Consider the following 13,955-nt stretch of genomic DNA (forward strand, 5'->3'; position numbering starts at 1 on the left):
TCGGGGTAGGACCGTGGGGGCGGCCGTCCCTCAGGTCGCCGCACCGACGCGCTGGGGGCCGTGCCGGGGCCGCTTCATCTGTGCCGGCACCACAGTGGCGGGCGTACCGGAGCCGCGGCGCCACCCGGCCGGCGCCTCGGCCATGACGACGGCGAGCACGCACCAGAAGAGCACATCGATCCGGTCCAGGTTGGCCGGGTGGTCCATCATGCTCGCCAGGAAGAACCCGGTCAGCGCGGCCAGCCCGACCGTCCCGATGACCGATTTCGCTCGGGCGGCGCGGGCCGCGCAGGACAGGGCGACGACGGCCACCGCGGTCATGGCGAGCAGCCCGAAAGGCCCCGTCTCCACCAGCCAGTTGAGCCAGAGGTTGTGCGCGTGGACGAATACCCGGTCGCCGGGCGCGGTGGCGGATATGACGGCACCGGAGCGCCCGAGTCCGACGCCGAGGGGGTTGTCGGCGGCGAGCTGCAGCGCGGCTTGCCACGCCTGTCCCCGCACGCCCAGTGAGTTCCCCGCCCGGGACACGGACCAGATGACGCCGGCCGCCGCCAGCAGGGCCACGGCACCGAGGGCGGCGAACAGCCGGCGCTGGGCCCGGTCGGCGAGCCGGGGAGCCAGCCAGTAGGCGCCGCCGAGCACGAGAAGCCCGGCGGCAGCGGCGACGTACCCGGCGCGCGAGAAGGTGGTCAGCAGGGCCCCGTATCCGACGACGACCAGCACCACGATCGCCGTACGGGCGGTCCGCTCGTCCACGCACACGGCGGCGAGCAGGGCGAACGGCAGGAGCAGCACCAGGAAGGCGGCCAGCAGGTTCGGGTTGGAGAAGGTGCCGGTGGCCCGGATGAGGATGCCGTCCCCGCCCGCGTCACAGGCGACGTCGGTGAGCAGGCCCGTCCGGCAGAAGCCGGTCGGCGTCTCGTTGGTCACCTGGGAGAAGGCGGTGGTGGAGGCCGCTGTGACGCCGGCCAGCGCGAGGATCCCGATCGCCCGCCACGACTCGGTCTGCGTACGGCGCACTCCGACGACCAGGTAGTAGCAGCACATGACGGTCAGCAGGCCGCGCAGCGGCGCCGTGGCGTACCCGCCGTGGTACGTCGCCGCCCCGGCGGCCACGACCAACAGGCCGATCGGCACGTCCAGTCGCGTCCGGAAGTCCCGCGCCCGCGCCCGCGCCCGGCCCCGCACGGGAACGACGAGGGCGATCAGGCCGGCCAGCAGGGCGAGCCGCGTCGGCGTGACGATCCCGACGACCGACTCGACGGGGTCGTCGGGGAAGAAGTCGGTGGCGGAGTCGAGCAGCACGACGGCCACCGCGCCCAGCGGCACGAACTGAACGAACCTGACAATCGCCGACGGCCGTCCGGGACCGGCCGGCACGCTCTGGTCGGATGCCATGGCACCCGAGCGTGGCGGCCGGGTGCGACGGTTGGGTGTCGTCAGGAGGAACGGGGCACAGAGCCTTGGCGGACGCCGGTCCCCCATGGCCCGGTCCCGCCCCCGGACACACCTCGGCCGCAGCGGCTCCCCTCCGCGCCGCCGCGGCCGATCCCCGTGGGATGAGGCTTACTTGTCGTTCAGGTCCAGTGCGGCGGGGCCGGCCGGCATGGCGTTGTTGAGGGTGGTGATCTCCTCGGCCTTGGCGGGCTCGCTCGGCATGGCGTTGTTCAGCGTGGTGATCTTCTCGTCCGCGGCGGGCTCGCTCGGCATCGCGTTGTTGCCCTGCGGAGAGACGGTCGCGTCCTTCTTCTGGTCGCTCATGGGCTCGTGGTCCTCTTTTTCGGTGATGAGTGAGGAACGCCCGCCCGGAAACTCCCCCGAGGATTGCCGGGCGGGCGTTCGGAGCCGCACATTAACCCGTCAGGCTCCGGTCGGACCGTCTGCCCCCCGACGCGACGGTCTGACGGGTATGAGCGTGCCGGGTGGAGATAAACGAACGCTGAACGCCGACGCCGTCCCGCAACCACCCGGTGAGCGGCCTGACTTCTGGGCCGTCCGCTTCTACGCCGCGGCGGCCGAGGTGAGCAGCGACCGCACCTCGTCGGCCTCCGCGGCGCTGTTCTGCTCGTAGAGATTGATTGCCTCACGCCAGCAGGCTTGCGCCCGGTCCGCCTGACCGAGCGTGGCGAGGGCGCGCCCGAGCAGTGTCAGGACGTTGCCCCGCATCCGGTCTCCGCCGATGCACCCGAGGGCCAGGGCCTGTTCGGCGTGCTGGGCGGCCTGAGCCGGGCGGCGGTCGGCCAAGTGCACTTCGGCGATGCGGAAGTGGGTGACGCCCTCCCAGAGCCGCTGCCGGTGGTCGTTGAAAATGCCGAGGGCGTCGCAGAACCGACTCAGCGCCTCGGTGTAGCGGCCTGCACGGGTCAGCGCGACGCCCAGCGCGAAGTGGCCGTTGGCCAGGCGTACGGTCCGGCCGATCTCGATGTGCGCGGTGAGACCGTGCTGCGCGATCTCCACCGCCTTCGCGATGTTGCCCATGCCCAGGTAGGCCCGGGACAGATTGCCCAGCGCGGTGGCTTCGAAGGGCCGGTTCCCCGCTGCCCGCAGACCTTCGAGGGCCTGGTCGAAGAAGACCTTGCCGTCGGCGAACCGGCCCTCGTGCAGGCAGATGAGTCCCCGGTTGTTGGCCACCCAGCTGACGGCGGTGGAGTCGTGCGCGCTCGCCGCGAGCTCCATGGCGACCCGCGCCTCCTCCTCCGCCTGCCGGATACGTCCGGAGACCAGGAGGACATCGCTGAGAACCGTACGTGCCCTGCCCTCCGCCCGGTCGTGGCCGAAGGCCCGGGTGGCCCCGCAGGTGGCCCTCGCCGTCATCTCGTACTGATGCGAGTTGGCCCCCGACTCGGTCAGGTCCTTGGCCGCCCAGAGCAGATCGACGGCCCGCCGCAGCCTGTCGGTCCCCGCCGCCTGCCGTACGCAGGCCAGGAGTTGCCCCGCCTCCGTGTACAGCCAGTCGAGCGCCGCCGCCTGTCCGGTGAGGCGAAGCCCCGGATAGCTCGTCGGCTCCAGGTCGTCGATCAGCCGGTCCCCGGGGTGCTCGATCGCGTACACCTGCGCGGTGGTCGCCAGATAGAAGTCCAGCAGCCGTGACAGAGCCGCCTCCCGCTCGCTCGGCGGCTGTTCGTCCCTTTCCGCACACGCACGCGCGTAGAGCCGCACCAGATCATGGAACCGGTACCGCCCCGCCGCCGCCGACTCCAGCAGCGACGTGTCGACGAGGGACTCCAGGAGGTCCTCCGTGTCCTCGACCGGGAGGTCGAGGACTGCCGCAGCTGCCGCAAGGGAGATGTCCGGCCCGTCCGCCAGGCCCAGGAGGCGGAACGCGCGGGCCTGCCCGGCGTCCAGGGCGCCGTAGCCCAGTTCGAAGGTGGCCTTCACCGCCAGGTCGCCGGCCTGGAGCTCGTCCAGCCGGCGGCGTTCGTCGGCGAGCTTGGCGGCGAGGACCGAGACGGTCCAGGTGCGGCGGGCCGCGAGGCGGGACGCGGCGATGCGGATCGCCAGCGGCAGGAAGCCGCACGCCGCGACGACGTCCAGCGCGGCCTCCCGCTCGGACGCCACCCGCTCCTCCCCGACGATCTTCGTGAAGAGGGACAGCGCCTCGTCCGGGGACATCACGTCCAGGTCGACCAGGTGGGCGCCCGCGAGGTCGACCATGCGGACCCGGGAGGTCACCAGCGCCGCGCAGCCCTCGGTGCCCGGCAGCAGCGGCCGTACCTGGGCGGCGTCCCTGGCGTTGTCCAGCAGGACCAGGACCCGGCGGCCGTCCAGGACCGAGCGGTACAGGGCCGAGCGCTCCTCCAGCGAGTCCGGAATGGCCGAGTCCGCCGTGCCCAGGGCCCGCAGGAAGGACCCCAGTACCGTCTCCGGCTCCGCCGCCCGCGGGCCCGCGCCCTGCAGGTCGACGTACAACTGCCCGTCGGGGAAGGCCGAGCGCGCCTGGTGTGCCACGTGCACGGCGAGCGTCGTCTTGCCGACCCCGCCGATGCCCGCCAGCGCCGACACCGCCATCACCCGGCCCTCGGACGAGGCGAGGACCTCGCTCAGCTCGGAGACGAAGGCGGAACGGCCCGTGAAGTCGGGCACGGTCGCCGGGAGCTGGGCGGGCCGCACCGGCATCACCGGCGGGTCGGCCACCGGGGCCGACGGTTCCGCCAGGCCGGGGTCGGCCTGCAGGATCCGCTGCTGGAGTTCCTTCAGATCAGGACGCGGGTCCACGCCGAGTTCGTCCGCCAGCAGGCGGCGGGTGTCCGCGTACACCGCCAGCGCCTCCGCCTGCCGCCCGCTGCGGTACAGCGCGAGCATCAGCAGCTCACGCAGCCGCTCGCGCAGCGGGTGCTCCGCCGTCAGCGCCGTCAGCTCCGAGACCGCCTCGGCGTGGCAGCCCTGCTCCAGGTCCATGTCGAGGCGGGACTCCAGCAACTGCAGCCGCCACTCCTCCAGACGGACCCGCTGGGCCTCCGCGTACGCCCCGGGAACCCCGGCCAGCACCTCCCCGTCCCACAGCGCCAGCGCCCGGCCCAGCACCTCCCGGGCATGGCACAGATCCCCGGCGCCCCGCGCCTTCTCCGCCTCCGCCGCCAGCTCCTGGGCCTGCGCGAGGTCCAGCGCGCCCTCCGCCAGGCCCCGCACCGCGTAGCCGCCCGACTCGCTCACCAGGACCCCGGGGTCCAGCACCTTGCGCAGCCGGGAGGCGTACGTCCGTACCGCCGCCAGCGCCTGCGAGGGCGGCTCCTCGCCCCACAGGGCGTCGATCAGCTCCGCCGCGGTCGCCGTACGGCCCTCGCGCAGCAGGAGGGCCGCGAGCAGGGCGCGTTGCTGGGGGGACCCGGTGGGGAGCTGTTCCTCGCCGCGCCAGGCGCGTACCGGGCCGAGCACACCGAAGCGCAGCGCCCCCGCCTGCTCCGCCGTATCTGCCGAGAAGCCGGGACGCCTCTGCTCCGGCACTCGCGGTACCCCGCCCATCGCAGTCCCCCTAGGACCCGTTTACATCCCCGCCAGTTTGCCTTGTTCACGGCAGATGCGTCAGCTCCGGAGAGGGCGATCACAGCAGGGCGCGCGGGATATCACAAGGTCCTCACACGCTCTCCGCGCGGCGTTGGCCGGTCGCCGCCGCTCCCGCGTAGCTGACGGACCGTCAGATCGGCGCTACCGTGGCGGACATGGACACCGAGACCGCGTTTCCGCTGATCATCTCCGTCGACGACCACACGGTGGAGCCTCCGACCGTGTGGCAGGACCGGCTTCCCAAGAAGTACCGGGACATCGGCCCGCGCATAGTCCGCGCGCCACTGAAGGAAATGACCTTCCTGGGCGGGCGGTTCAAGCCCGTCATGGGCCGGCCGGGCGACGACGGGCCCATCGGCGACTGGTGGGTGTACGAGGACCTCCAGCGGCCGCTGACCCGCCTGGACACCGCCGTCGGGTACAGCAGGGACGAGATCAAGCTGGAGGTCATCACGTACGAGCAGATGCGCCCGGGGTCGTACGACGTCCCCGCACGCCTCGCCGACATGGACGTCAACCACGTCCAGTCCGCGGTCTGCTTCCCGACCTTCCCCCGCTTCTGCGGCCAGACCTTCACCGAGGCGCAGGACCACGAGCTGGGCCTGCTGGGCGTCCGGGCGTACAACGACTGGATGGTGGAGGAGTGGTGCGGGCCCGACGCGCATGGGCGGCTCATACCGCTCACCCTCATCCCTCTGTGGGATGCCGAGCTGGCGGCCGCGGAGGTCCGCCGCAACGCCGCACGCGGCGTGCGTGCCGTCGCGTTCTCCGAGATACCCCCGCACCTCGGGCTCCCGTCCGTCCATACCGACTACTGGGACCCGTTCCTCGCCGCCTGCGACGAGACCGGCACGGTCGTCGCCATGCACATCGGCTCGTCCAGCCGGATGCCCTCCACCTCGGCCGACGCCCCGCCCGCCGTCGGCTCCACCATCACCTTCGCCAACTGCTGCTTCTCGATGGTCGACTGGCTGATGAGCGGCAAGTTCGAGCGCTTCCCGAACCTCAAGGTCATGTACGCCGAAGGCCAGATCGGCTGGATCCCGTACATCCTGGAGCGCGCCGACGTGGTGTGGGAGGAGAACCGGGGCTGGGGCGGGGTCGCCGACAAGGTGCACCGGCCGCCGTCGGAGCTGTTCGCCGACCACGTCTACGGCTGCTTCTTCGACGACGCCTTCGGGCTCAGGAACCTGGACTCGATCGGCGTCGGGAACGTCCTGTACGAGACCGACTACCCCCACTCCGACTCCACCTGGCCGAAGTCGCGCGAGGTCGGCGAGGCTCAGATGGGGCACCTGGACGCGGACGTGGTCGACCGGATCGTACGGCGCAACGCGATCGAGCTGCTGGGCCTGACGGACGACGGGCTGTGGCCCGGGAGGGCATGAGCAGGCCGCGGCCCCGGCAAGGGACCGCGGGCGCACCTCGTGGTCCGGGCCGGTGGCGTCAGCCGAGGAACACCGACGAGATCCTGTCGTCGAAGTCGACCGAGGCCAGGTCGGCGATGTTGCCCTGCACCACCTTGGAGTCGCCCTCGCAGTCCTTCTCGGACCAGATCTTCAGGGTGCCGGAGGCCTGGAGGGAGGAGGCGGAGTCGTCGCGGCCGACGTTCCGGCAGCCGGCGCCCGCCAGCCCCTCCGAGGGGTCGCCGAAGTTCGGCTCGTCGGAGAGGGTGACGCCGGTCGCGGGGGCCACACCGCCCTGCTCGTCACCGGCGCCCCCCTCCTCGTCGCCCGCGCCACCCTCCTCCCCGGCTCCCGCCTTCTGGCCGTCCGGCGTCACGCCGAACCAAGTGCCGCCCACACCCTGCCCGTTGGTGTCACCGGGCTCGAGGTCCTTGCTGAAGCGGTAGACCGGCCAGCCGCCGACGGTCACCTGGAGGTTGCCGTCGGCGCGCTTGACGACGCCCACGTCGGACTTGTCCACACCGTCGATGAAGATCTTGCCGCCGGGGGCGACGAGGACCGGCGGCCAGGTGGTGGCGCACTCGCCGGCGCAGTTCGACCTGGACGGGTTCGCGGTGTCCTTGTCGAAGCGGTAGAGGGTGAAGCCGGCGCCGTTGACGACGACGGGGTTCAGGTCGCCCGCCCGGCCCGCGCTCAGCTGCACCCACTTCTTGGCGACCGGCTTGCCCGCCGGCTTCCCCGGGCTGTCGGCCCAGTCGCCGGTGCCGGGGGCCGCGTTGTTCTGCTTGGCCGACCCGCTGGTGAAGCTCAGGCTCCCCTGCGCGGCGGCGGCGCCCTCCCGGGCGGCGGACGCGGCGTTCTCGGTGCCGTTGCAGGCGGTCAGCAGCAGGGCTGCCGCGGCGGTGGTGGCGGCGATCGCGGCGATGCGGTTGCGGATCATTCTCGGTCTCCCCGTTGTTCCGGCGCCCGGACCTCCCGGGCAGCCACCGCCCAGTACGGGCCCCTCGTCGGCCGCCCTCACCCGGTGACGTGCCTGAGACACGAACACGACGGATCGCGGTCAATCGGACGAAGTTCGCGACATTCCACCGGCCCGGCGAGCGCCCCGCGCGGGCGGCGGCAGTTCCGGCCGCTTCCGGCGGTTGCGTGTCCACCCCTTGTCTGTTGCGGCGCCAGCCCCGACGATGACGGCCGGAACACGGATATGACGGTTCGTCAGATCGAGGAGGGTGTGTGTCCATCCAAGTCCCGCCGGACGGGCGGACGCTGTTCGGGATGCAGCTCCCGATCCAGTCCCAGAGCACGATCTACGCCGAGCCCTGGGAGGCGGCCGCAGGGCCTGGCGACCTGAGGGCGATCGCCGTCGCCGCCGACCGGGCCGGCTTCGACTACATCGCGAGCTGCGACCACGTCGGCGTCCCGCGCCGCCTCGCGCCGGCGATGAGCACGATCTGGTACGACCCCGTCGCCACCCTCGCCCACCTCGCCGCCGTCACCGAACGCGTCCGGCTGCTCAGCCACGTAGCCGTCGTCGGCCTGCGTCATCCGCTGGCCACCGCCAAGCAGTACGCCACGCTGGACCACCTGTCGGGCGGGCGCCTGGTCCTCGGCGTCGGCGCCGGGCACGTGCGCGAGGAGTTCGAGGCGCTCGGGCAGGACTTCGGGCAGCGCGGGGCCGTCCTCGACGAGGCGATCGACGCCCTGCGCGCCGCGCTCGGGCCGGAGGAGTTCCCCGAGCACCACGGGAAGTTCTACGACTTCGAGGGGCTCGGCCAGCTGCCCCGGCCCGCTCAGCCGCGCGTACCCGTCTGGGTCGGCGGATCCTCGCCCGCCGCCGTACGCCGGGCCGCGCTCAAGGGCGACGGCTGGCTGCCGCAGGGCGACCCGCGCGACCGGCTGCCGGAGCAGATCGCCACGCTGCGGCGACTGCGCGCGCAGGCCGGCGTCGAAGAGCCGATCGTCGTCGGCGCCATCACCGAGCCGCTGTACGTCGGCCGGCCCGGCTGGGAGGTGGGGCGGCGGACGATCACCGGTGCGCCGGAGGCGCTCGCCGAGTCCCTGCGGGCCTATCGCGCGATGGGCGTGCACCAGATCCAGGTGCGCTTCCGCTGCCGGAGCCGGGACGAACTCGTGGAGCAGATCACCGCCTTCGGGGCCGAGGTCGCCCCGCACCTCGACCACTGACTGGAGTGAGCCATGGGCAAACTGGACGGCCGGGTCGTGATCGTCACCGGCGCGGCACGCGGACAGGGCGAGCAGGAGGCGCGGCTCTTCCGGGAGGAGGGCGCGGAGGTGCTCGTCGCCGATGTGCTCGACGAGCAGGGCGAGACGCTCGCGAAGGAGATCGGCGCGCTGTACGCGCATCTCGACGTGGGGAAGGAGACGGACTGGCAGGCCGCGGTGGCCGCCGCGAAGAGGGCGTACGGTCGCGTCGACGGGCTGGTCAACAACGCCGGCATCCTGCGCTTCAACTCCCTCGTCGACACGCCCCTCGACGAGTTCATGCAGGTCGTGCGGGTCAACCAGGTCGGCTGTTTCCTCGGCGTCAAGACGGTCGCGCCCGAGATGGAGGACGGCGGCACGATCGTGAACACCGCCTCCTACACGGCCGTGACGGGCATGGCGGCCGTCGGCACGTACGCGGCCACCAAGCACGCCATCCTCGGCCTCACCCGCGTCGCCGCGCTGGAGCTCGCGCCCCGCGGCATCCGGGTCAACGCGATGTGCCCGGGCGCGATCGACACCGCCATGTCCAACCCGGCCCACCTGGACCCGGGCGCGGACCCCGAGGAGACCTCGAAGGCCCTCGACGGGCTCTACCGCAAGCTCGTGCCGCTCGGGCGGATCGGGCAGCCGCAGGAGGTGGCCCGGCTCGCACTGTTCCTGATGTCGGACGACTCCTCGTACATCACCGGCCAGCCGTTCGTGATCGACGGCGGCTGGCTGGCCGGGGTGAGCGTCATCTGACGCATGGCCCGCATCTGATGGTCAGTCAGCTATTGACGGTGCACGTGAGCGGTGCCACAGTCGGCGGAAAGTGAATCTGACGGAACGTCAGAAACTATGTGGGGACGGTGAACCTCCTTGGAATTCGGGCTCTTTGTACAGGGATACGTGGGCAAGCGCGCCGAGACCGACCCGCTCGCCGAGCACAAGGCGCTGATGGAGGAGACCGAGTACGTCATCCAGGCGGACAAGTCCGGCTTCAAGTACGCCTGGGCGTCGGAGCACCACTTCCTGGAGGAGTACTCCCACCTCTCCGCCAACGACGTGTATCTGGGGTACCTGGCGCACGCGACCGAGCGGATCCATCTGGGGTCCGGCATCTTCAACCCGCTCGCCCAGGTCAACCACCCGGTCAAGGTGGCCGAGAAGGTCGCCATGCTCGACCACCTCACCGAGAACCGCTTCGAGTTCGGCAGCGGCCGCGGGGCGGGGTCGCACGAGATCCTCGGGTTCATACCGGGCGTGACCGATATGAACTACACCAAGGAGATCTGGGAGGAGACCATCGCCGAGTTCCCCAAGATGTGGCTCCAGGACGAGTACGCCGGCTTCCAGGGCAAGCACTGGTCGCTGCCGCCCCGGAAGGTGCTGCCCAAGCCGTACGGGAAGTCGCACCCCGCGATGTGGTACGCCGCCGGGTCGCCGCCGTCGTATGCGATGGCCGCGAAGAAGGGGCTCGGCGTGCTCGGCTTCAGCGTGCAGAAGGTCTCCGACATGGAGTGGGTGCTGGAGCAGTACAAGACGGCTGTCGTGAACGCCGAGCCGATCGGTGACTTCGTCAACGACAACGTGATGGTGACGACCACGGCCATCTGCGCGCCGACGCACGCCGAGGCGATCGAGACCGCCGTGAACGGCGGGCTGCACTATCTGCCGTCGCTGGTGTTCCGGTACCACGACACGTTCCCCCGGCCCGAGGGGTTCCCGGTGTGGCCGGAGACGCTGCCCCCGTACACCCCGGAGTTCGTGGAGCTGCTCATCGAGGAGGAGCTGCTGATCTGCGGGGATCCGGACGAGGTGCTCACGCAGTGCAAGCGGTGGGAGCAGGCCGGGGCCGATCAGTTGAGCTTCGGGTTGCCGGTGGGGGTGCCGAAGGAGGAGACGTTGCGGACGATTCGGTTGATCGGGGAGCACGTGATTCCGAAGATCGATACGGATCCGGTGCATCGGACGTCCCGTTTCCGGCAGAGCGCCTAGTCGCCGGGGGGCTGCGGGCCGTTTGCGACTGCGGGTTCGTGGGGGCTGGTCGCGCCCACGCGGCGGAGCCGCATATCGATACAGCCCCGCGCCCCTGGAGGGGCGCGGCCCGCACCCGGAATTTGAGGAGGAACCGTCATGCTCGATCACGTCATCAAAGGCGCGACCGTCGTCGACGGGACGGGCGCGCCCGCCTACACCGCCGACATCGGCATACGCGACGGCCGTATCGCCGTCATCGGCACGATCACCGAAGAAGCCCGTACCAGCGAGGACGCCACCGGACTTGTCCTTGCCCCCGGCTTCGTCGACCCCCACACCCACTACGACGCCCAGCTCTTCTGGGACCCGTACGCCACCCCGTCCCTGAACCACGGGGTGACCACGGTCGCGGGTGGGAACTGCGGGTTCACGCTGGCGCCTCTCAACCCCGCGCGGCCCGAGGACGCGGACTACACGCGGCGGATGATGTCCAAGGTCGAGGGCATGTCGCTGGTGGCCCTGGAGGAGGGGGCGCCCTGGAGCTGGCACAGCTTCGGGGAGTATCTGGACGCCCTGGAGGGGCGGATCGCGGTCAACGCGGGGTTCATGGTGGGGCACTGCGCGCTGCGCCGGTACGTCATGGGGCCGGACGCGGTGGGCGGGCAGCCCTCCTCGGAGCAGCTTGCCGCGATGGTGAGGCTGTTGCGGGAGGCGATGGAGGCAGGAGCCTGGGGGCTGTCCACCACCCAGTCGACCTCGCACTCCGACGGGGACGGGAAGCCGGTGGCCTCCCGGCACGCCGGGCCGGCCGAGCTCCTGGCGCTCTCACGGGCCGTCGGCGAGCACGAGGGCACGCAGATCGAGGCCATCGTGGCGGGCTGCCTGGACCAGTTCAGTGACGACGAGATCGACCTCTTCGTGGAGATGACCGCCGCCGCCGGCCGCCCCCTGAACTGGAACGTGCTCACGATCGACGCGGCGGTTCCCGAGCGGGTGCCCAGGCAGCTGGAGGCGAGTGAGCGAGCCCGCAAGGCCGGTGGCCGGATCGTGGCGCTGACCATGCCGATCCTCACACCGATGAACATGTCGCTGGGCACCTTCTGCGCCCTGAACCTCATCCCCGGCTGGGGGCCGGTCCTGGGGCTGCCCGTCGAGGAGAGGATCGCGCGGCTCCGTGACCCGGACGTGCGGGCCGAGATGCTGCTGCGGGCCCGGTCCAAGGAGGCGGGAGTCTTCCGGCGGCTCACCCACTTCGGGCGGTACGTCATCGGGGACACCTACAGCGAGGCGAACCGCGGGCTGACCGGGCGGGTCGTGCAGGACATCGCGGCCGAGCGCGGGCAGGAACCCTTCGAGTGCCTGGTCGAGATCTGCGCGGCGGACGATCTGCGTACGGTCCTGTGGCCGATGCCCACCGACAACGACCCCGACTCCTGGGCACTGCGTGCCGAGACCTGGGGGCACGAGGACGTCATGCTGGGCGGCTCGGACGCCGGGGCGCATCTGGACCGGATGTGCGGGGCGCCGTACACGACCCGGTTCCTCGGGGACTGTCTGCGCGGGCGGAAGCTGGTCGGCCTCGAGCAGGCGGTGAAGATGCTCACCGACGACCCCGCCCGGCTGTTCGGCCTCCGTCACCGGGGACGTGTCCAGGAGGGCTTCCATGCGGACCTGGTCCTCTTCGACCCGGAGCGCATCGACGCCGGCAAGGCCACCCTGGTGCACGACCTGCCGGGTGACAGCCCGCGGCTGGACTCCAAGGCGATCGGCGTAAGGGCGGTCTGGGTCAACGGCGTCGAGGCGATCCGCGACGACGTGGTGACCGGGGCCGTGCCGGGGCGCGTGCTGCGCTCGGGCCGGGACACCAGGACGGTGGCCACCCGGTGAGCTTCAAGGCCGTCGACCGGCAGCGGTTGTTCGTCGGGGGCTCCTGGGTGGAGCCGGACGGCGGCTACTACGCCGTCGTCGATCCGGCGACGGAGGAGACCGTCGGGTGGGCTCCGGAGGCCTCGCGGGATCAGGTGCACGCGGCCTGCGCCGCGGCCCGCGAGGCCTTCGGGCCGTGGTCGCGTACGTCGCCGGAGGAGCGGGCGGCCGTGCTGGGGCGGGCGGCGGACATCATCCGCGGCCACCTGGTGCCGTACGCCGAACTGGCCCAGGCCGAGACCGGGGCGACCACCGGGACGGCCCGGGGCATGCAGGTGGGCGTCGGGGCGGCCCGGTTCCGGCGCTACGCGCGCGTGGAGCCCGCCGAGTGGGCGATCCCGCCGCAGATCAACGAGGCCGGCCCGATGGGGAAGGCCGGTGTCATGGGTGCGCTGGCCGTCCGCCAGCCCGTCGGGGTCGTCACCTGCATCACCTCGTACAACAACCCGTGGGCCAATCCGGCGGGCAAGATCGCGCCCGCGCTGGCCATGGGCAACACGGTGGTCGTGAAGCCCGCCCCGCAGGATCCGCTGTCCGTCTACCGGATGGCGGAGGCGCTGCAGGCGGCGGGGGCGCCGGCGGGTGTGGTGAACGTGGTCTGCGGGCGGGCCGCGGAGGTCGGCGAGGCGGCGGTCTCCTCCCCGGACGTCGACATGGTGAGCTTCACCGGCTCCACGGCGGTCGGGCAGCGCATCGCCGAGGTGTGCGGGCGGGACATGAAACGCCAGTTGATGGAGCTCGGGGGGAAGGGCGCGGCGGTCGTCCTCGATGACGCGGACCTGGGGTCCGCCGTGGCCGGGATCGGGACGACGTTCTCCTTCTACAGCGGGCAGATCTGCACGGCGCCGACGCGGGTACTGGCCCAGCGGGGCGTGTACGACCGGCTGGTCGAGCAACTGGCGGCTTACGCAGGCCGGTTGACGGTCGGCGACCCGCGCGAGGCCTCCACGATCGTCGGCCCGCTGATCTCGGGAGAACACCGGGACCGGGTGGAGTCGTACGTCGAGACGGGCCGGAAGGAAGGGGCGGTGGTGGTGGCGGGAGGTGAACGGCCGCCGTACGAGCGCGGCTTCTACGTGGCGCCGACCCTGCTCGCGGACTGCACCAACGACATGCGGGTCGCCCGGGAGGAGATCTTCGGGCCGGTCGTCTGCGTCATCCCCTTCGAGGAGGAGGAAGAGGGCATCGCCCTCGCCAACGACACGGACTACGGGCTGATCGACTACGTCTGGTCCGGCGACATCGCCCGCGCCTTCCGGGTCGCCCGGCGGCTGCGGGCCGGGGGAGTGGGCGTGAACACCGTCGGGCGCAACATGGAGGCGCCGTTCGGCGGGTTCAAGAGGAGCGGCGTCGGGCGGGACGTCGGGTCGTACGCCCTGCACGCGTACAGCGAGGTGCAGGCGATCGTGTGGCCGGGGTGAGCCGCGGGGATTG

General features: G+C 71.8%; 10 protein-coding genes. 6 read left to right on the top strand and 4 right to left on the bottom strand.

From position 1 onward, the window contains the following. Window positions 1-30: 30 nt before the first annotated feature. From ACFY5C_RS17190 to ACFY5C_RS17200, 3 genes are all read right to left on the bottom strand, one after another. Window positions 31-1,398, bottom strand: coding sequence for an O-antigen ligase family protein (locus tag ACFY5C_RS17190; RefSeq protein ID WP_389445067.1), 1,368 nt, complete (start codon window positions 1,396-1,398; stop codon window positions 31-33). A gap of 168 nt (window positions 1,399-1,566) precedes the next feature. Next, the gene (locus tag ACFY5C_RS17195) at window positions 1,567-1,761 is read right to left on the bottom strand and encodes a hypothetical protein (RefSeq protein ID WP_389445069.1); all 195 of its coding nucleotides are present in this window, start codon (window positions 1,759-1,761) and stop codon (window positions 1,567-1,569) included. 240 nt (window positions 1,762-2,001) lie between these two features. Beyond that, window positions 2,002-4,962, bottom strand: coding sequence for a BTAD domain-containing putative transcriptional regulator (locus ACFY5C_RS17200; RefSeq protein ID WP_389445071.1), 2,961 nt, complete (start codon window positions 4,960-4,962; stop codon window positions 2,002-2,004). 197 nt (window positions 4,963-5,159) lie between these two features. On the opposite strand from ACFY5C_RS17200, the gene ACFY5C_RS17205 reads away from it, so the two are divergent. Further along, a complete protein-coding gene (locus ACFY5C_RS17205; RefSeq protein ID WP_389445073.1) occupies window positions 5,160-6,392 on the top strand; it encodes an amidohydrolase family protein in 1,233 nt (410 codons plus the stop codon). 58 nt (window positions 6,393-6,450) lie between these two features. Here the strand turns inward: ACFY5C_RS17205 and ACFY5C_RS17210 are convergent, their stop codons facing one another. Then, window positions 6,451-7,350 (bottom strand): hypothetical protein, encoded by a 900-nt coding sequence (locus ACFY5C_RS17210; RefSeq protein ID WP_389445074.1) that lies wholly within the window; start codon window positions 7,348-7,350, stop codon window positions 6,451-6,453. Window positions 7,351-7,685: 335 nt separating this feature from the next. Between ACFY5C_RS17210 and ACFY5C_RS17215 the strand changes: the two genes are divergently transcribed. The 5 genes from ACFY5C_RS17215 to ACFY5C_RS17235 all read left to right on the top strand — a co-directional run bounded on the left by ACFY5C_RS17215 (window position 7,686) and on the right by ACFY5C_RS17235 (window position 13,942). Next, complete coding sequence (locus tag ACFY5C_RS17215) at window positions 7,686-8,594, top strand: LLM class F420-dependent oxidoreductase (RefSeq protein WP_389445459.1); 909 nt, start codon at window positions 7,686-7,688, stop codon at window positions 8,592-8,594. A 12-nt stretch (window positions 8,595-8,606) separates the two neighbouring features. Next, window positions 8,607-9,377: an SDR family NAD(P)-dependent oxidoreductase gene (locus tag ACFY5C_RS17220; RefSeq protein WP_389445076.1), complete on the top strand. Its 771-nt coding sequence runs from the start codon at window positions 8,607-8,609 to the stop codon at window positions 9,375-9,377. 117 nt (window positions 9,378-9,494) lie between these two features. After that, window positions 9,495-10,613 (top strand): LLM class flavin-dependent oxidoreductase, encoded by a 1,119-nt coding sequence (locus ACFY5C_RS17225; RefSeq protein ID WP_383606576.1) that lies wholly within the window; start codon window positions 9,495-9,497, stop codon window positions 10,611-10,613. A gap of 138 nt (window positions 10,614-10,751) precedes the next feature. After that, window positions 10,752-12,482 (top strand): amidohydrolase family protein, encoded by a 1,731-nt coding sequence (locus tag ACFY5C_RS17230; RefSeq protein WP_389445078.1) that lies wholly within the window; start codon window positions 10,752-10,754, stop codon window positions 12,480-12,482. Beyond that, the gene (locus ACFY5C_RS17235) at window positions 12,479-13,942 is read left to right on the top strand and encodes an aldehyde dehydrogenase family protein (protein WP_389445080.1); all 1,464 of its coding nucleotides are present in this window, start codon (window positions 12,479-12,481) and stop codon (window positions 13,940-13,942) included. Before ACFY5C_RS17230 ends, ACFY5C_RS17235 begins: the two co-directional genes overlap by 4 nt. The last annotated feature ends 13 nt before the right edge of the window (window positions 13,943-13,955 follow it).

Source organism: Streptomyces sp. NPDC012935, from assembly GCF_042900345.1.
Classification (GTDB): domain Bacteria; phylum Actinomycetota; class Actinomycetes; order Streptomycetales; family Streptomycetaceae; genus Streptomyces.